The organism is Neobacillus sp. S1115 (genome assembly GCF_055385565.1).
The window spans coordinates 3,192,947-3,211,635 of record NZ_AP038275.1; the positions used below are offsets into that span (position 1 = coordinate 3,192,947).

Here is an 18,689-nt window from a genome sequence, read left to right on the forward strand (position 1 = left end):
AAAAAATCTATTTGGTGGTGATTTGTTCAATGTTTACACGTCATTTTGAATTCTGGCCAGAACGGCTGCCGAAAACTTTACCGATCCCTGAATCAACCATTTACGACAATCTGGAAATGACGACAAAGCGTTATCCGAATAAGACGGCAATTATTTTTTACGGAACAGAAATCACCTATAAACAACTACACGCAGAAGTTAATAAACTAGCAGGATATCTGCAGAAAGAGCTTGGTGTAGCAAAAGGCGACCGCGTAATGCTGTACATGCAAAATTCACCACAGTATATTATCGCCTTTTACGCGATATTACGGGCGGACGCTGTCGTAGTGCCAATTAATCCAATGAATGTGAAGGATGAAGTGGCGTTTTATTTATCAGATTGTGATGCCAAAGTGGCGATTGTGGGGCAAGAATTAATTCCGGAAATTGAGCCGTGTTTTAAATTCACTCCTCTTAAGCAGATTGTTGTTGCAGCCTATTCGGACTATGCCCAAACTGATTTGGACTACACGGTCCCTCCTTCCGTGGCTGCTCCAAAAGAAAGATTTGAATCATTAGCGATTATTGATTGGAATGAAGCATTAACAGCAGGCTTAGAAGCTGATCCTAGTAAGGCAACATGCGATGAGTTATGCTGCCTCCCTTATACTTCGGGAACGACCGGCAAACCAAAAGGCTGCATGCACACACATAAAACCTTGCAATCTACTCTTCTAGGTGGAATTGTATGGTCGCAGTCAACACCTGCTGATATTGGTTTGTCAACGCTTCCCCTTTTCCATGTGACCGGACTGCAGCATAACATGAATGGACCGATTTATCTTGGTTCCACGATGGTGATGATGACGCGCTGGGACCGGGATGTTGCCTTAAAATTGATCGATCGCTATCGGTGCACAAGATGGACGAACATTTCAACGATGGTCGTTGATTTATTGGCGCACCCAAATCTCAAAGACTATTCAATCGATTCCCTGAAGATGATTAGCGGCGGCGGTGCTCCCCTTCCTGAAGCAGTCGGCCAAAAGCTTTTAGAGCTGACAGGGCTTCGCTATGTAGAAGGCTACGGGCTAACAGAGACCATTTCACAAACGCATCAAAATCCAGTCGACCGGCCGAAGATGCAGTGCTTGGGAGTGCCGCAGTTTGATGTGGATGCTAGGGTGATTGATCCGGTCTCGTTAAAGGAGCAGGGTCCAAATGTACAGGGGGAAATCATTGTCAATGGTCCCCAAGTCTTAAAAGGCTACTGGAACAGACCTGAGGAAACCAAGAATTCCTTTGTAACGATTGAAGGGAAGGAATTTTTCAGAACGGGCGACATCGGCCGCTATGATGAAGAAGGCTATTTCTTCCTAGTCGACCGTGTCAAACGGATGATCAATGCCTCCGGTTTCAAAGTTTGGCCTGCGGAAGTGGAAAATACTTTGTATAAACACCCATCTGTTCAGAATGCCTGTGTCATTGGTGTTCCCGACCCAAGACGCGGTGAGACCGTAAAGGCGTTTATCGTGCTGAACTCACAAGGAAAAGGAACTTCGGAAGAGGAAATTATCGCATGGTCCAAAGAGCACATGGCAGCCTATAAAGTTCCGAGGATTGTTCAGTTTTTAGATGAACTGCCGATGTCAGGTAGCGGGAAAATCCTGTGGAGAAAGCTGCAGGAGCTGGAAGAGGAAAAAGTGTAATAAGTTTAGGATTACGTTTTCATTTGCTTACTTTCTAAACGACATAAGAAATGACGTATGATCAAAATTTGGCATACGTCATTTTCTTGTTATATTGAACTGGTTTCTTTCCTTTTTATTAAGTCCTTCACTTTCAGTAATGAATTTAATTTTTCTGAACTAAAAAGCATGACTGCCACAAAAATAACAATGCAAATTGGGAAGATCCCTATTGTTGATTGAGATGCTATGAAACCTAGAAACGGCGGCACAAAGGTACTGCCTGTATAAGCAACTGCCATTTGATATCCCATAATCGTCTGGGAATGCGTCTTCCCAAAACGTGTTGGTGTTTCATGTAACATACACGGAAAGATCGGCGCCAATCCCAATCCAATCAATATAAAACCCACTAGCGAAAAATTCGTTGACAATGGCAGGAAAAGAAATACAGCACCGACTAATGCGATGATTTGACCTATCCGAATAAGAGTGAGATTACTAATCTTAAAGGTAATAAAGCCTGTTATTAATCTACCAATCGTTATTCCTGCGTAATAGAGGGAAACCCATTGGGCAGCAGTGGCCGCACTTATCCCTTTGACATTTACCAAGTAACTGCTTCCCCAAAGACCCACTGATGCTTCAACACCACAATAAAACAAAAAGGATGCAAGAGCCAATTTCACTCCTTTAATTTGTAAAGGTTTTATATCCTTACCATCTTCATCAAAAGATGTATCTTCGTAATTTTCATTTACTGCAATATTGCTGTTTTTTGTCACTTTATTCCATAAAGGCAATGTAAGGAAAAGGATGATCACTAACGCAAACTGAATAGCAGAAATAGTGAAATATCCGTTTCTCCAAGAATTTTGAACCGAAATTGACTGAGCCATTATGATTGGGCCAAGAGTGGCTCCGACTCCCCAAAAACAATGGAGCCAGCTCATATGGTGTGCTTTATAATGTGTTGCCACATAATCGTTTAATCCTGCATCAACAGCTCCTGCCCCTAATCCAAGTGGTATGGCACATACCACTATCCAAACAACAGATGGTGCAAAATGAAAACCCAGCAAAGCACAAGCTGTCATGAAGACACTGACAAATGTGACTTTTCCAGTCCCGAACCGTTTCAGTACCTTTCCGCTAACTAAACTTGAGATAATCGTACCGCCCGCAATTGTCATAAAAAGGAATCCAGCTGTATCAAGACGTGCCCCTAAATCTAATTGCATGACTGGCCACGCTGCCCCTAACAATGAGTCAGGTAAACCTAAGCTAATAAAAGCCAAATAAATGATAATTAAAAGGAATGTTATCATGTTTAAACCTCTTTTATTGTGTTCAAATGAACTTTAATTGTTTGTCCCATTCATCATGAGATCAAGTCCAAGACTCTGTAATCCAGATAAATAATCTTGCTTCCAATCACCTATGGTGAGCTCTGGGAGATGTTCTGACGGGAAATATTTTGAGCTCCCGATGGCGACTTTGTTTATTATTTCTTTTTCCATTTCATCACCGCAAAAAATGACGGTATGGGGGTTAATAATAGCTACAAATGATGCCATTAATCTGCATACCGCATCAATCTTTTCATTCTCATAGAATGGTAGTTTCTTTTCCCCACTGCCACTTGCCAGTGCTTGTCCGAAATTTCGGTCATCATACAGCGGAACGAATGAAACCTCTCCTGAAAAAAAAGTACTTCCCCGCACCACATCTCCATTGATCATAATTCCTGCCCCTGGGCCATTTTGGCCAGAATACAAATAGATAAGCGATTGCTTGGACTTCAATCCTCTAGTATTGTGATAACCGAGAACAGCAGCATTCATATCGTTCTCTACTACAACAGGAATAGAAAAATGTTCTTCATAGTACCCTTTTAAATCAAAATTTTGAAACTGCTCATACCCTGGAATGTAAAAAATTCGTCCACGATCAACCGAACCAGGAACGCCAATTGCCATAGAACTGATTTTGGGATATTTAGTAATAATGTTTTCAATGCACTCAGTCAATAAATTTAAACCATCATCTTTTAATACACTCGGTGCTTTTCCTTGTTCCTTTACTTCTCCTAAACAATTGAAAATTGTATAATTAGTCTCTGATTGCTCTAAAAATATGGCCAGACCTAACATATACTCAGGGTTGTATGTATATCTTTTTGCTCTTCTCCCACCACTAGAATCATCTAAACCGGCTAAAATAATTTCCCTATCCTTCTCCATCTGTGCTAAGAACTTACTTATTGTCGGGATACTAATTTCTAATTTATCGCTGAGCTCTAGTTTTGTTGCACTACCAAGCTCCAAAAGAGTTGAACGAATGCCGCGAAGGATGATCTTCTTCATAGATTTCGGAGTAGCTAATAATTCATTCATTGAATTCACCACCTAAGATTACTTTTTAAAATACTTTATAAAGTTGTTTAATAAGTTATGGATACTATATCATATAAGATTTTTGAAAACAATGGAATTTATAAGTGCAGGTTTTGCTAATATTGTCCCTTAACAAATTGAAAAAACCTTCTCGGAATATAAATGAGAAGGTTTTTATTAATAAACGGATGTTATTTTATTATAAGAATCTAGTTTTGAATCATTATTCACTGCTTACAAGCTGTTTCATTTCGTTTAACTTGGCAGACAGCTCCATAAACCACTCTTCATCACCTGTAGACAATGCCAGGTCTATTAGGAATCTAGTTTGCTCCTTATTTGTGGCTGTTGAGACAGGCAATTTCTTTACCTGTTTGCTTAAAATCGGAATGGTTTTTCCAATGGTCTCCGTATTGTCACTTCTAATGACCGTTACTTTAACCACTCCTTCTAGAATATCCATTGATTCTATAAAACCAAGGATTAATTCACCATCCCATGAAGTTCCCTTAATCCAATCACCTGTTTTTAAACTAGAACGATTGTTCGGTACCATAACTGGTCACCTCCAAATTATTTAGTGTTATTGTATGAAGTTGCAGCCATATAGGATACGTAATCTGTAATATTTTTTGTTACATTTAAAATAAAAAGAAGTCTTGGGGAAATCAACAATCACAGCCTTTGCATTGATTAATTAGATCGACAACTTCCTTTATAGTATAGTCCTTTAAATATTCACCAAGATATTCTTCAGCACCCAAGAATATTTTAAACAGGACTGTATGCATATTCGCACCCACTATACACTTTTCATTGGAATCTGGACACTTAGGCTGCAAAGCACCTTCGGAGGTAATTTTATAAATATCCCAGAGAGTAACTTCACTTAATTCCAGTGCAAAAATAAATCCGCCGCCAATTCCCTCTTTTGATTTTATAAATCCATTTTTTTTCAACAAACTTAGGACTTTACGAATCCGAACCGGGTGGACACCGGCACTTTCTGAAATGGCTTCACTTGTTGACATTCGGTCAGGCTGTAGTGCGAGATATGTTAGACTGTGTATGGCAAGTGTGAAATCGCTGTTCATAACCTGGCCTCCTCAAAAAATGCTAATCTTTCTATTTCTATGTCTTATATTAAATAAATTATTGTACTGTAATAGTAAACGTTACAGATTAGCTTGTCAAATTTAAACATTCCACTGTTTTTTAACTTGTTCTTCTGCTAACTTTTTAATTCTGTCCCATTTCATTTCTTTTTCCACAATAACATTGGTATGATAATTTCTATCTTTATAATGAACTGTTACGAAAACTTCAATCATCTTATTCTTCCTCCATTCTATTGATTTGCCGCTTTTTGCAATTCCATGCTCAAAAATGAACGAACCCTGCGCGGCAGAAAGCTGCGAATTTCTTCCTCGTTATATCCAACCTGTAATCGTTTTTCATCCAATATAATTGGCCGACGCAGCATTTTCGGGTTTTCAATTATTAATTTATAGAATTCATTGAGCGGAAGCGTATCAAGATCTATATTTAACTCCTGGAATGTCTTTGAATTAGTTGAAATGATTTCGCTGGTCCCCTCTTCAGTCAAACGAAGAATCGACTTAATTTCATCTACGGAAAGCGGCTGAGCCAATACGTTTCTTTCTTTATATTCAATCTGATGCTCATCAAACCAAGCCTTTGCTTTACGGCAAGAAGTACAACTCGGTGTCGTAAACAATGTCACCATACCACTAATCACTCCTTTAATAAAAAAATGTAATAAAAATCCTTACAGTTTATACTGTAATATTAATATTTACAGTTGATTTTGTCAACCATATTATGATGCATGGGGACGGTTCTTATGCATCATTTTTTTTAAGATGCAGGGCTAATCTTCTTATGCTTCATTCATTTTTGAGGCACGAGAACCGTCCCCATGCCTCTAAATACTGTAAAATTCTTTTGTGTTTTCTAAAACTCGTTCCGATATTTCTGTTTCCGATTGTTTTTTTATTTTTGCCAACATGGAGATGGATTCCTTCATCATGTCGGGGTGAGTCATTTTGCCTGAAAATGGACCTTCGAATGGCCATGGGCCGTCTGTTTCGACCATCATTTGCGCTAACGGGTAAATCTGGGCTATCTTTTGAATTTTTTCCTTATAGACAATCTCGGGTGTAACGGAAATAAAATAACCATTTTCAATCATTCTCGTTATCGTTTTATCGTCCCCTTTGAACCAATGAAAATGTGCCTTTTCGACTGAATGTTTTTCTAAAAGATCACAAACAATTGGTGCATCATCATAAACGGCATGCAAAACAATCGGTTTTTCCCATTTTTTGGCCAGCTTCACGAACATCTCAAGGAGTTCAATATATTGGCCAAACTGTAGACTGGATACCTTTTGCTCCTGCCATAAATAGTACGGCAGCCCTACCTCTCCGACAGCAATCATTTCCGCCCGATGCAGCGTCATCCAGTCAATCAGGCTGCTAATGTCAGCTTCGCTTGGCAGATCTTGCTCGGGATGAAAACCAAATGTGGGCTTTACTTTTTGATACTTTTTTGATAATTGAAGGTTTCGCTTGCATGATTCAAGATCAAATGACACGGCCACGACTGCCTCAAGCCATTCTGTTCCAACAAGAATAGAGTCAATTTCTTTATTTTTATATTTATCTAAATGGAGGTGGGCATCAATCAATTTCATTCGTTATCACACTTCCTGGAAAGGATTTGGCTCATCATAAACTTTCTTCAATTAGGGACAATGTTTTTCCAATCGAATCATGAATGACATATGCTCCCTCTCCACGATCATAAGGTGTTCCGCCTTTATTGATAATAATCAGCGGTACGCCCTTTCTCCTGTACTGTGGAAAGGTTGAAAAAGGCATCACTTGAAGACTTGTGCCCAATACCAAAATGGCATCTGCCTGATCAATAAGTTGGATGACAGCATTAAATCCTTCTACTGTAAACCATTCACCTGTATCTCCGAACAAAACAACATCAGGCTTGATATAGCGGTCTTTTTCACTCTTTGTTTCGCAATCGCTGCATACAAAAAAATCCTCCATTGTCTCAAAACGAGATTCCATTTCCGAGGAAGGATAGATTTTTCCACAATTTAAACAAGATGCGGTTTTCATTGTTCCGTGAAACTCAATGACGTTTTCGCTGCCGGCTTTCTGGTGAAGGCCATCGATGTTTTGAGTAATAATATGCTGAACATTGCCTTGTCCCTCCCATTTTGCCAGTATTTCGTGGCCTTTGTTTGGGATGGCATCCGGATGATATAGATTTTCAAAAGCAAACTGATAAAAATCTTTCGGGTTTTTGTAAAAATAATCAAGTGACAGGATATATTCTGGGGCAAGTTGGTAAACGCCGGTTTTGGAGCGAAAATCCTTAATACCTGATTCCGTGCTTATGCCCGCGCCGCTCAGGACAACAATGTTTCGGGCTTCCCTAAGAAGGTTGGTGCAGGTTTCTATGTTACTTTCCATTCCAGATAAACCTCACTTTCAGAAGTTCATTAAAGGTTGTTCCTATAATTATTATCATTATAATACAAAGTTTTCATCTCTTCCTTTCCAATTATCTGAAAATAAAAACAATAATCCATCAAATTCCCTATAAAACGAACTAACAAAGAAGAAAAACGAGACTATTTATCTATTTTCAACACTTTTCACAGATAGTAATTTGGTCACTTTTTTAAATCTAATCAGAATAGTAAAATAAATACCAGCAATAAATGTTAACGTTAACATTTATTGCTATAGGAATTTTAAAAACTATTATTATTACCTCTTGTTATGAAATGTTAACGTTAAAATAAGAAAAAAGGATGGTGCAGGGAAACTAAAAATTTTGGATACCAAAGAATGAAAACGTTTTTATTTTTTCGAACGGTAATACCCAGCAAATAAAGAATTTGTAACACCTAAAATTGTAAGCAGTTTCATTCAAACTACTAAAAATTAGGAGGGTATAATCTATGAAATTCGGTAAAAAAACCTATCTAACTGGAGCACTAGGCCTTGCTCTAGGCTGTTCCGCGATTGCCCCATTTGGTGCATTTGCAGCAACAACACCCGCAAATTCAAATGCTCAAGTTTCAGTTGACAAACATGCACCAACAGCCCCTATCAATGTTTATGCGTATGCAACAACCTATAAATCTGTAAGTCTAATTTGGGATAGGTCTACTGACAATACTGGAATCGCAGCTTATGATGTCTATGTAAATGGTAAATTCGCTGGAAGTTCAACACCAAATGAATATGGAATTGCTATGTCAAACTTTACCGTAAAAGACTTAAAGCCGAATAAGATGTATAGTTTCAAAGTTGTGGCAAAAGATGCGGCAGGTAATCATTCAAACGAAAGCGCTCACGTTAATATTAAAACCGATGTATTAGGCGAAGTATTTAATGTTAAGGATTTTGGCGCAAAGGGTGACGGTGTAACAAAAGATACCGCAGCCATTCAAGCAGCGATTGATGCAGCTTCCGCAAGTCCTAATAGTGTTGTTATCCTCCCTGCAGGAACCTATTATTCTGCTCCGCTAAGTTTAAAAAGCAATATGACATTTGAGATTCAAAAAGATGCAACGCTTCTTGGAAGTCGCGACAAAGATGACTACCCAGTGATCCAAGACCGATGGGAAGGAACTACATTCCACTCCTACCAAAGCTTGATTGCATCACAAGGTGCTAAAAATCTTAAAGTCATCGGCGAAGGTACAGTTGATGGAAATGCAGGTCCAATCAAGGCTATGGATTCGAATGGAACCGATGAATTCGGTTATCCTTACAAAAAAGTAACCCTTGATGGAACATATGACTATAACAATGGTAAATATGATCCGAACGCAGAGGGTAAGCAAACTGTTTATTTTAATATGGGATTGTGGTGGGATAATCCAAAAGCGACCAATCCTGCAACTCAAACTGCTCGCCCAAGATTGGTTCAATTCAAGGATTCAGAAAATGTCCTTCTTCAAGGTCTAAAGATTCAGAATTCACCATCTTGGACAATCCAGCCGTTATACAGCAACAATGTGGTCATTGATAGTGTACACGTTGAAAATCCAGCTGTCCCAGTTGATGCACCAAACACAGATGGCGTTGACCCAGACTCCGTTGATGGATTAAAGATTTTTGGTTCAACATTTAATGTTGGTGATGATGCGATCGCGATTAAATCTGGTAAAGATGCTGAAGGTCGTCAAATTGGCAAACCAAGCCAAAACATCGAAATCCGCAACAACATTATGAAGCATGGTCATGGCGGCGTTACAATCGGTAGTGAAATGTCTGGCGGCGTTAAAAATGTTGTAGCAAGAGATGACATTTTCGATGGAACCGACATTGGTATTCGTATGAAAACTCTTCGCGGACGTGGCGGTACCATTGAAAATCTAACATTTGATAACATCATGATGAAAGATATTGCAGGCGATGTATTTAATATTAACTCTAACTATACATCTAACGGCACTCCACTGCCATTCACTGGTGTAATCGATGAAACAACTCCTTACATTAAAAATATAACGATCAAAAATATTACCGCTGAAGGTGCACAAGAAGCTTCCTTCTTCCAGGGGCTATATGAAAGCCCTGTTGATGGCCTAACATTGGAGAACGTCACCGTGCATGCTGACAAACCATTGTATTTCCAATATGTAAGAAACATTACAATGAAAAATGTCAACATCAATAACGGTATTATGTTCCAGCCTAACAGCATATACCAAAATCTCACAGTTGATGGAGAAACACTTCCAGATACCGAATGGCCAGTAACACCACCAAAAAATTAAGGAATATGTAAAAAAACTAGCATCAGTAGAAACTACTGATGCTTTTTTTTGATGATACAGCTCTCTCTCCCCCCCTTCTATCTTTTTCGAATAATTCATTCCGCCTGTTTATAACCACTTGTATATGTATAGAATCTTATAGTTTTTGGATAGATATTCCTATGTTTCGTAATATTGGTTGGATTGTGACACCAAACTAGGCATCATGTCACAATTGATTATTTTCTGACATTTTGTTCATCAAACTAAAAAGAAATGTAACGCTATCGTTCTGTAAATTAAATACCATCCAATGGTAGAGTAATATAAAGCAAAAATTCAGGAGGTAGCACACATGAAAAAAACTTACATAAAAACATTAATTGTAGTTTGTGTAGCAGCAAGTTCATTTATTGGAATAAGTAAAAGTGCCGAGGCTATTTCCGAAGATCGAGTCGTAACAGAAAATAGCTCCATAAACCTTGAGCAAAAATATGGTGGTATTGCTGAGAATGGTCAGCAAGACAAACCTAGCAATTACAATCAGATTAATACAGAAGAAATCAAGCAAAAGCCGGAAATACAAGTAGAAGTAGCCCTTCACTCAACAAAACCGGAAATTGGGATTACGAGGCAGATGCCACCTGAAAAAGCACCGGAAACACCGGCCATTTCCATTTCCAATAACGAAAAAGACTTATTTGCCAGATTAGTAGAGGCCGAAGCAAAAGGTGAACCTTATCAAGGAAAAGTAGCCGTTGCCACCGTTGTATTAAATCGAGTGGAATCACCACGTTTCCCTAAGACGGTGACAGGCGTTATTAATCAGGTAGTTGGACATGCCTATGCCTTTTCTCCTGTTCAAAATGGCGAGATTAGGAAGCCAGCATCAGATGAGTCCAGAAGAGCAGTCGAAGAGGCATTGACGAGAAAAGATCGGTTGAGTGATTCGATTTATTTTTATAACCCAGCCATTGCCACGGATAAATGGATTCGTACTCGTTCAGTCGTGAGGACAATTGGCCATCATGTATTCGCAAAATAAGATAAAAATGCTAGTCGTTGAATCCACCTAATCGTTAATAAACTTTATGGTGGATTTTTCACATCATAATACCTGTTTTATACCCAACTATTATTAAAAAAAGTTAACAGTCTTTTTACAAATTGATTAACCTCCCTAGTTTCGACAAATTTTAAAAAATCCCCTGCTATAATGACATTGTATTGAAGAAATTGAAACCAATGCCCGAAATAAAGGAGTAGGAATCATGGCAGAAATTTTAGTTGGTTTAGGTACATATCTATCAGTTTTTCTTGCACTGGGATGGCTAATTTCATTCGCTTTTAACCTATTTATAAAATAACATCGGGCTATTAAAGTATAATTTAAAAATGTATTTAATAGAGGTGAAATGAATGACGGAAATATATTCACCTAGTGATGTACAGAAATTGTTTGAAATAGATGCCAGTACTTTAAGGAAGTACGCTACTCTCCTCGAAGGGCATGGGTATCATGTTCATCGAAATAATCGAGGACATAGAGTCTATTTTGAGAAGGATGTTCATACATTCCGCAAATTAATTGAATTCAGCAAGCATGAGGGTATGACAATGGAACAGTCTGCTGAGGAGGTATTGAAATGGGTTTCTGAAGAAGATAACACGGACCCGGTTACGGAATTTGAACCCATACAGAATACTAGCGACCACGTTGTTGTTGAGCATAATTGCAACCATGGTGAATTAATGGTACGACTGGAGCATTTAGAGCAAATAAACTTGGATTTAATCAAGCTCTTGAAGGAAAAGGCTGTACGGGAAGCATATCAAGAAGAAAAGATTAGTAAAATTCTAAAGCATGTAGAACATTTAGATAAACTGGAGAATGAACGTATTAGAAGCATAGAAGAAGAAACGAGATTGCAAATTGCGGCTGCCAAACAAAAAAAATGGTGGAATTGGTTTACATGGAAAAAAGCTAAACCCAATTAATAATAGGGTTTAGCTTTTTTATTTCTGTCCGTATGTAATAGCCCACACAATTTCACTAATGATGGCTGCTGCGTTCCCGCCCTGACCCTTTCTTAGTGTCCTTGTTGGACTATGACTCCGCAGGTAGGACTCGAACCTACGACCGATCGGTTAACAGCCGATAGCTCTACCACTGAGCTACTGCGGAATAATAATTCTGGTGCGGGTGAAGGGAGTCGAACCCCCACGCCCGAAGGCGCCAGATCCTAAGTCTGGTGCGTCTGCCAATTCCGCCACACCCGCATGTTGTTAATATATTATACCATTTGTGCTAAACCTGCAAGATTTTTATGGCAGAGAAGAAGGGATTTGAACCCTCGCGCCGGTTACCCGACCTACACCCTTAGCAGGGGCGCCTCTTCAGCCTCTTGAGTACTTCTCTGTAGTAGTAACTTACAAAACAAATATAACATCTTTTGAAATTGGGAGCTAGCTGTAAATTTTGGCAATCTAAAACAGCAAGCTCCACTGGTGTGAGGACGTTTGTCTAGTAAAATTCACTCTGGGAGTCCTCAAGCCCCAACATAAGAACAATTATCTCAAATATTCACTTGCCCTGTCCTCATGACCCCGCAAAATGGCCACTGTAAAATTGGTTATTCTATAGCAGCTAGAAAATGTTCTCTTACAAGTGGAATCACCTTTTCCGGAACCTGAACATGAATAAAATGCCCCGCACCAGGAATTATATGTACCGCTGCGTGCGGGAATTGCTGGTCACGCGTCTGATAAGCAAAATCGGTTGAAATGTAAGGATCATGTTCACCCCAAAGAATCGTAACAGGGGACTTTATAGCAGAAAGATTCAAATACGGTTCCGTTAATTGTTGATTGGCAGAACGGTATAATTCTAAAATGACATTCCTTTTCTCAGCCGTCTCAAAAATGGCGAAAAAGTCTTCCAAGATCCCTTCTTCTACAGACGGAATCTCCTTTTTCATACCCGCCATCCATGAATCCCTATTGGCCATGGCCTCCATTACTTTTTCACCATAACCAGGCGTTCTCCATTTTTGGGCAAGTGGGTGCCACGTATATCCAGGCAACAAAACGGTGTCGGTTATAATCAAGCTTTGCACTTTATCCGGATTGTCACACGCCCATCTTAAACCGATCATACCACCCCAGTCGTGGACCATAAGATGGATCTTTTCTAATTCTAGAGCTTCCATGAAATCATTGATAAACGTAACATAGTTTTCCCAAGTAGACTCGTATGGAAAACGGTCACTCTGACCAAACCCCGGAAGGTCCGGCGCAATCGCCCGAAAACCTAATGCAGCAATTTCAGGGATTATGTGTTTCCAAAGCATGCTGGACTCAGGGACTCCATGAATAAGCAAAACTGGCGGGGCAGTTTTGGCACCTTCATCAATATAGGAAATCTTTTGATCATTTATGGTTAGTGTTTTTTTCGTATTCATTCTGGACCTCCAATTGTTTCTAATGTAAGGATTTTATATTCTCACAATAATTCGACAAAAAGAGGTAAAATCCTTTCTTTTCCATTTAAAAAAGAAGGATGCCTCAACTTTATTAGACATCCTTCTCTTCAAAGATATAATTGGCTCTCCATGTGATTACAACAGATCTATTTCCCACAGCATTTTTTATATTTTTTCCCGCTTCCGCATGGACAGGGATCGTTTCGGCCAACTTTCGTTTCATTCCGAACGGGTACGGGTTTACCTAACGTCCCTTCCCTGCCGGCATTTCTAAAGTCCATTTCTCTTTCAAGGGCAGCTTTTCTCCAAAATTCCAATTCAGGATGGTGCTCCCCCAAAATAGAATAGTAACTATAAACCGTCTGCTCAATATCCACTATGTTTGAAGTATACTCGTTTTTCATATGGCGGCTAATTTCGGGCAGTGCCTCTCTAGAGAAATGATGACAAATGGATTCGATAAGGATATCTTGATCACCAATTTCTTCAGCCGCATCGTAGGCCTCTCTTAAGACCTGAATGGCGAAGTCTGTTTTAATATTTTCTACAACGGAGGCTGCAAAAATAACCGAATCTTCTCTATATAAATACGGCGCGACTTCCTTCACCACATCATCTGATTGAAACTGAATTAAAGCAGCAGAGACCTCTTCCAGCAAAACATCTTCATCTCGTCCCAACATGCTTGCCAGCATCGGTATATATTTTTCTATTTTTAACAAGCCAATCATATAAATCGTTAGAATTCCATGATAAGAAAACCATTGTTCTTCCAATTCCTCGCGAATTATAATGTCGATTTCCTGTTCCGTCACCCAGCCGTTTTCCACTATACAGGCAGCTAATATTTTGCCCTTTAGGTATAAATCGTTCTGATATGGATTTGCATGGTCAAGATCACTTAAGATGCTTCCATATTCCATATACACTGCTTCTTCCGTCCCATTTGCAGTTAACTCATATATGGCCCACATATCCTTGGGAATATATCTTTCCAAGGATTCCCTAAATCTAAGAGCAAGCTCCGGTTCAATGTTCAAAAGTAAGTTTATCGCTAAATGTAGAATGGACTTGTCCATGGTTGGAATAATTTCAATCAAGAGCTTGACAGCTTCCTCATTAATTCTCTGATTATCTAGATAGATTAAAATCGAGGATTGCTTTTCCTTGTTTCGAAAAGCTTCTCGCAGTAATTGCACCGTCCACTCTTCAGGGACATATGGATAATCGTGCAACGCGTAAACGACCGTTTCCTGAATTAAAATATCGTCACTAGTTAAATATGGTTTTATTTTTTCTAAAAATGTCATGCTAAACTCCATCTGAGTTTGTTTTTTTTTCTAACAACTTGGTAAATGAAAATTACGCAAAGCTTTTCCCATTTAAATAATAATCTGACTCAGAAAACACTCTAAAGGCGATTTCTACATCTAGAATTCCCAGACTATGTAAATGCTCGGTTGTGATGGCAGCAAATTCATCTTGAACTTTTTGGCCCCGATCGAACCACTTCACTTCAATAAATGGAAACCCTGGCACTTCTTCTCCATTAAAAACAAAAATCGAATCCACAATTTCAAAAGTGAAATTATCTGTTTCACACTCACAAAGTTCAGCTAATTCCTCTACCAAAGGTGTACTAATTTTTTTGACTTGCTCTACACTTACTCCTTTAAAAATTAATTGCGGCACTTTTAATTCCCTCCATAAAAAAGTTAATATCCGGAAGATCTTTCCGATATTTTACCATAAAAAAATCCTCGATGAACCTATTTGATTTTTTCTAAGCGCACCTGCCATCCGCTCACGAATAAGATAAGTGAAAAAGGGCGGAGAGAAATGCCAATTATATTACCCGTAGATGTCAAACCGTATATATATAGGAGCGGTCCCAAAAAGGAGGTTATTTATCCACAAGTGGTTAACCACCGCAACCAACGGCTGGAAAGATCCATCAATCAGGGCATTGTGCAACAAACCCAAAAGCTAATTGACACTCAGGTTGGGGATATGCCCTCCACTGTCAGTGAAATGCTAGGAACTTTTGAATTGAAAAACAACCAGCGCAATGTATTGAGCCTTAACCTCTCCAATTATACTTATCATGAACATGCTGCCCATGGAATGACCTATATTAAATCCTTAACCTTCGACCTTCAAAAAGAAACACTGGTACAACTCAAGGACCTGTTCAAACCTGGAAGTAATTATATCAAAAGGCTCACAACCCTTATTCAAGAGCAAGTCAAAAAACGGGATATTTTCCTTCTTGGTGATTTCACCAGCATAAAGCCTAATCAGGACTTTTACATCGCTGACAAAGCACTCGTCATCTACTTCCAGCTTTATGACATTACCCCATATGCTTTTGGATTTCCAATGTTTCCAATATCGGTATATGAGCTTCAGGATATTTTAGATGATAGCGGCCCGCTTGGACGGATGGCAGAAAATAATTAATACCAATAAAGCGGCTGATTACAGTCGAAGCTGCTATAGCCGGCCAGTGTTGGAACAATATCTGTTATGTTTATCAACAACAATAATCATACGGATGCAGCGGTAGATTTGCAGGTAAAATCCACTTAGGACGAAACTGCTTATCCCGCCAATGCCATGCGCCTAATGCCGCAGCGCAGGCATCAATGGAATGACTTTCTTCCTCTATACAAACCGGCAGATCGGTCAATTTTTGCTCCTTAAACCATTTTCTTATGAATGTCCTCGCAGTCAAATCCTGCTTATAACTCAGAACATACTCAAGATTACTCTGAGAAATTCGAGAACCAATAACGGCACCCGGGTGCACTTCCACCATCGAAATGGGATTCTCAGTTTTCAAATTTCCGATTTCCCTGCTAAGCTTAATCCCTCTTAAGGTAAGATAAACCATTCGATTAAAAGTCGGCGGCATAATGGAACCGGATTTCATCCCTAAGGACACGATGTACTGCCTTAGATCCTTATCACCCGGCCGGTCCCCGCCGCCATCCTGATATGATAAAGGAGCGTCGATTCCGATTACCACTTCATCATTCTGACTTTGATGCATAACTTCATTTAATATTTCCAGATCACCAATATTACTTAATTGTTTGATAAATTTTAAAGCACCAGCTTGTTTTTCAAATACAGCCAAGACAGTATCTTTACGATTGCTCGGTCCTGATAAATCAATCCCAATGATTTTCATTAAATGCTCCATCACTTTCTATAAATATTATGGCAAATCTTCTTACAAATTTTATGACAATAAGGCCAGTATTCAATTAAAATCCTTAATAATAAGGGGTAAATCACCATAGTTTTATAAAGAAGCGATTATTCTTTTGGCAAGAATAATTAAGTTTAGAAAGGAGAGTTTTTATGATGCAACAAACTGTTGAGCTTAATAATAAGGATGTTCTAGGCCTAAAACCTATTACTCAATTAGTTCAGGAAGCTTCACGATTTCATTCCGAAATTTTTCTTACTCAGAAAGGCCGAAAGGTGAATTTGAAATCATTGCTTGGTGTAACGACACTCATTTTAGGAAACAAACAACAAGTAACCATAGAAACCTCTGGTCATGATGAAAAGGAAGCACTAGAACACTTATTGAAAAAGCTTGAATCGTTTAGCTGACACATGGGGACTATTCTTCTTCCCCCATGCCTCCGCTTCAACTCACGTTTTTAAAATCAAGGCTCTGTTATAACTGAATGTTGATTTCACTGTGCTTGAAAAACAAACGGAGAAATTCCGTTTAAATTGGGAAATACCGATATTTCTTTAAAAATATGGGGAGTTTTTCCGCTTATATGATCCAAATCTTTGGATTTTGTCTTATTTAGAGCAGTTAATCGGAATATCTCCGCTTATATCAGCCTCTTAAGCTTCCTCTATATACATTAGCCGGAAATTCTCCGCCTATGAATTCTCATACCAAACCGAAAATCAACAATGAATAATAACAGAGCTAAAAACAAAAAGACAACCTTATTTGGTCGTCAATGTGTTTAGTTAACTCCAGTTAACCACTCTCATTGTCCAGTCGTTATGTTATGCTTTTCTCCAAGCTTGATTGGCTTGGAGAACGATAGACTTTGAGGTAAAGTTATCGATGCCAAGCTGGCTAGAAGCGCAAGGATACCCGCAGCACTGAACGAAAATAGATGCGTTCCAAACACTTCGTACCCCCATCCGCCTAGGAAAGAACCGATTGCGGCTCCTATTTGATGCCCGACAAAAAATGCTAACCCATTTAAAATTCCTAGTAGCCTAACTCCATATAAATCACCTAATATTGCTGTGGCCATGGCAACTGAGCCAGCCCACACCAACCCTCCGATAATGGAAACAAGAAAGAGCTGCCAAGTGTGGGCTGATAAAACAAGACCAAAAAATCCAAGTCCACGGACAAAAAATACTAAAAATAAAATATTTCTTCTCGGAAAACGGTCCGCGAGCTGTCCCAAAAACAATGTTCCGAAGATCGCGACAATTCCAATCAAACCTACCCCAAAGGAAGCAGTCATTGGCCCAAAATGATGATCCATCAACATAGGAACCCCGTGCGATCCTAATAGATTCATCCCAAATCCACAAGCAAATAGCACAAAAACAATTTTCCAATAGGTTGTTGTCTTTAAAGCATCCTTCAATGTGACGGTTGCCGGAGCTTCCTGTCTAGTGATTCCGCTGGCATTGCCCGGACTATCAGCCTCTTCCGGAACATCTTCCCGCATGATAAAGATCGCAGAAGGCAGAATAATACAAACAAAAATTACTCCAAAAAATAAAAGTGTATTCTTCCACCCAACAAGGCCAATCATCCATGTTTCAACGGGAGTCAAAATGGCAATACCCGCCATTCCTCCGGTCGTCAAATAAAAAAGGACCTTCCCTCTTTGGCGGACAAACCATTTACTAACAATCGGCGATAAGGTGATATTGCTTAAAAAAGAAAGCCCAATCGAAAGGAACACACCAAAGGAGAGGAAAAAGGAAAGCATCCCTTTGGAATAAACCGTCCATATAGTAGAAATACATACAATGGCCAGCCCAATCAACAAAACAATACGGGTATTAAAAGTTTTTAATAGAATACCTGCTAACACCATTCCAATCCCATAAACAAGCATTCCTACAGAAACGACGAGGGAAATTTCAGTTCGCGACAATTTTAAATCTTCCATGATTGGATGGATAAACGGCCCGATTCCCATCCTCATACCTGTTGTAAGCAAACCGATAATGGACGCGGCAATGACAATATACCAGCCAAAATAGAGTTGTTTATCTTTATTCATGTTGTACACCTGCTTTACAATCGTACCTCAAC

Annotated in this window: 19 protein-coding genes, 3 tRNA genes and 1 other RNA gene; 6 read left to right on the forward strand and 17 right to left on the reverse strand. The window is 39.1% G+C overall.

Annotation, left to right across the window (positions count from 1 at the left end; all coding sequences use genetic code 11):
• Nucleotides 1-29: 29 nt before the first annotated feature.
• A complete protein-coding gene (locus ACZ5B7_RS15510) occupies nt 30-1,691 on the forward strand; it encodes a long-chain fatty acid--CoA ligase (RefSeq protein WP_464489980.1) in 1,662 nt (553 codons plus the stop codon).
• Nucleotides 1,692-1,780: 89 nt separating this feature from the next.
• Here the strand turns inward: ACZ5B7_RS15510 and ACZ5B7_RS15515 are convergent, their stop codons facing one another.
• The 8 genes from ACZ5B7_RS15515 to ACZ5B7_RS15550 form a co-directional block, all read right to left on the reverse strand.
• A complete protein-coding gene (locus ACZ5B7_RS15515) occupies nt 1,781-2,998 on the reverse strand; it encodes an MFS transporter (RefSeq protein ID WP_464489981.1) in 1,218 nt (405 codons plus the stop codon).
• Between the two features lie 33 nt (nt 2,999-3,031).
• The gene (locus ACZ5B7_RS15520) at nt 3,032-4,066 is read right to left on the reverse strand and encodes an ROK family transcriptional regulator (protein WP_464489982.1); all 1,035 of its coding nucleotides are present in this window, start codon (nt 4,064-4,066) and stop codon (nt 3,032-3,034) included.
• Nucleotides 4,067-4,289: 223 nt separating this feature from the next.
• Complete coding sequence (locus ACZ5B7_RS15525) at nt 4,290-4,622, reverse strand: IDEAL domain-containing protein (protein WP_464489983.1); 333 nt, start codon at nt 4,620-4,622, stop codon at nt 4,290-4,292.
• 112 nt (nt 4,623-4,734) lie between these two features.
• Nucleotides 4,735-5,160 (reverse strand): Rrf2 family transcriptional regulator, encoded by a 426-nt coding sequence (locus ACZ5B7_RS15530; RefSeq protein ID WP_464489984.1) that lies wholly within the window; start codon nt 5,158-5,160, stop codon nt 4,735-4,737.
• Nucleotides 5,161-5,262: 102 nt separating this feature from the next.
• Nucleotides 5,263-5,397, reverse strand: a complete 135-nt coding sequence (locus ACZ5B7_RS15535) for a BA3454 family stress response protein (protein WP_378581904.1) — start codon at nt 5,395-5,397, stop codon at nt 5,263-5,265.
• A gap of 17 nt (nt 5,398-5,414) precedes the next feature.
• Complete coding sequence (spxA, locus tag ACZ5B7_RS15540) at nt 5,415-5,813, reverse strand: transcriptional regulator SpxA (protein WP_213146009.1); 399 nt, start codon at nt 5,811-5,813, stop codon at nt 5,415-5,417.
• Between the two features lie 198 nt (nt 5,814-6,011).
• Nucleotides 6,012-6,782 carry a TatD family hydrolase gene (locus tag ACZ5B7_RS15545; protein ID WP_464489985.1) on the reverse strand — a complete coding sequence of 257 codons (771 nt, stop codon included), beginning with the start codon at nt 6,780-6,782 and terminating at the stop codon, nt 6,012-6,014.
• A 34-nt stretch (nt 6,783-6,816) separates the two neighbouring features.
• On the reverse strand, nt 6,817-7,581 hold the full coding sequence (locus ACZ5B7_RS15550) for an NAD-dependent protein deacylase (protein ID WP_464489986.1): 765 nt from the start codon (nt 7,579-7,581) through the stop codon (nt 6,817-6,819).
• Nucleotides 7,582-8,075: 494 nt separating this feature from the next.
• Here ACZ5B7_RS15550 and ACZ5B7_RS15555 point away from each other — a divergent pair, with 494 nt between their 5' ends.
• The 3 genes from ACZ5B7_RS15555 to ACZ5B7_RS15565 all read left to right on the forward strand — a co-directional run bounded on the left by ACZ5B7_RS15555 (nt 8,076) and on the right by ACZ5B7_RS15565 (nt 11,882).
• Nucleotides 8,076-9,905 carry a glycosyl hydrolase family 28 protein gene (locus ACZ5B7_RS15555; protein WP_464489987.1) on the forward strand — a complete coding sequence of 610 codons (1,830 nt, stop codon included), beginning with the start codon at nt 8,076-8,078 and terminating at the stop codon, nt 9,903-9,905.
• A gap of 334 nt (nt 9,906-10,239) precedes the next feature.
• A complete protein-coding gene (locus ACZ5B7_RS15560; RefSeq protein WP_464489988.1) occupies nt 10,240-10,929 on the forward strand; it encodes a cell wall hydrolase in 690 nt (229 codons plus the stop codon).
• Nucleotides 10,930-11,303: 374 nt separating this feature from the next.
• On the forward strand, nt 11,304-11,882 hold the full coding sequence (locus ACZ5B7_RS15565; RefSeq protein ID WP_464489989.1) for a MerR family transcriptional regulator: 579 nt from the start codon (nt 11,304-11,306) through the stop codon (nt 11,880-11,882).
• Nucleotides 11,883-11,913: 31 nt separating this feature from the next.
• Here ACZ5B7_RS15565 and ffs read toward each other — a convergent pair.
• The 7 genes from ffs to ACZ5B7_RS15600 form a co-directional block, all read right to left on the reverse strand.
• Nucleotides 11,914-11,998, reverse strand: an RNA gene (gene ffs / locus ACZ5B7_RS15570) — signal recognition particle sRNA small type.
• Nucleotides 11,998-12,069, reverse strand: a tRNA-Asn gene (locus tag ACZ5B7_RS15575). Before ACZ5B7_RS15575 ends, ffs begins: the two co-directional genes overlap by 1 nt.
• Nucleotides 12,070-12,079: 10 nt before the next feature.
• A tRNA-Leu gene (locus ACZ5B7_RS15580) sits at nt 12,080-12,164 on the reverse strand.
• A gap of 48 nt (nt 12,165-12,212) precedes the next feature.
• Nucleotides 12,213-12,303: transfer RNA gene (locus ACZ5B7_RS15585), tRNA-Ser, on the reverse strand.
• 214 nt (nt 12,304-12,517) lie between these two features.
• On the reverse strand, nt 12,518-13,345 hold the full coding sequence (locus ACZ5B7_RS15590; RefSeq protein ID WP_464489990.1) for an alpha/beta fold hydrolase: 828 nt from the start codon (nt 13,343-13,345) through the stop codon (nt 12,518-12,520).
• Between the two features lie 167 nt (nt 13,346-13,512).
• Nucleotides 13,513-14,676, reverse strand: a complete 1,164-nt coding sequence (locus ACZ5B7_RS15595; RefSeq protein WP_464489991.1) for a YecA family protein — start codon at nt 14,674-14,676, stop codon at nt 13,513-13,515.
• A 52-nt stretch (nt 14,677-14,728) separates the two neighbouring features.
• The gene (locus tag ACZ5B7_RS15600; protein WP_464489992.1) at nt 14,729-15,058 is read right to left on the reverse strand and encodes a DUF1904 family protein; all 330 of its coding nucleotides are present in this window, start codon (nt 15,056-15,058) and stop codon (nt 14,729-14,731) included.
• Between the two features lie 147 nt (nt 15,059-15,205).
• Between ACZ5B7_RS15600 and ACZ5B7_RS15605 the strand changes: the two genes are divergently transcribed.
• On the forward strand, nt 15,206-15,826 hold the full coding sequence (locus ACZ5B7_RS15605) for a DUF3298 and DUF4163 domain-containing protein (protein WP_464489993.1): 621 nt from the start codon (nt 15,206-15,208) through the stop codon (nt 15,824-15,826).
• A 73-nt stretch (nt 15,827-15,899) separates the two neighbouring features.
• On the opposite strand, the gene ACZ5B7_RS15610 is transcribed toward ACZ5B7_RS15605, so the two are convergent.
• Nucleotides 15,900-16,559, reverse strand: coding sequence for a DUF429 domain-containing protein (locus tag ACZ5B7_RS15610; protein WP_464489994.1), 660 nt, complete (start codon nt 16,557-16,559; stop codon nt 15,900-15,902).
• A gap of 173 nt (nt 16,560-16,732) precedes the next feature.
• Between ACZ5B7_RS15610 and ACZ5B7_RS15615 the strand changes: the two genes are divergently transcribed.
• The gene (locus ACZ5B7_RS15615) at nt 16,733-16,990 is read left to right on the forward strand and encodes an HPr family phosphocarrier protein (protein ID WP_464489995.1); all 258 of its coding nucleotides are present in this window, start codon (nt 16,733-16,735) and stop codon (nt 16,988-16,990) included.
• A 398-nt stretch (nt 16,991-17,388) separates the two neighbouring features.
• On the opposite strand, the gene ACZ5B7_RS15620 is transcribed toward ACZ5B7_RS15615, so the two are convergent.
• Nucleotides 17,389-18,657, reverse strand: a complete 1,269-nt coding sequence (locus ACZ5B7_RS15620) for an MFS transporter (RefSeq protein ID WP_464489996.1) — start codon at nt 18,655-18,657, stop codon at nt 17,389-17,391.
• Between the last annotated feature and the right edge of the window lie 32 nt (nt 18,658-18,689).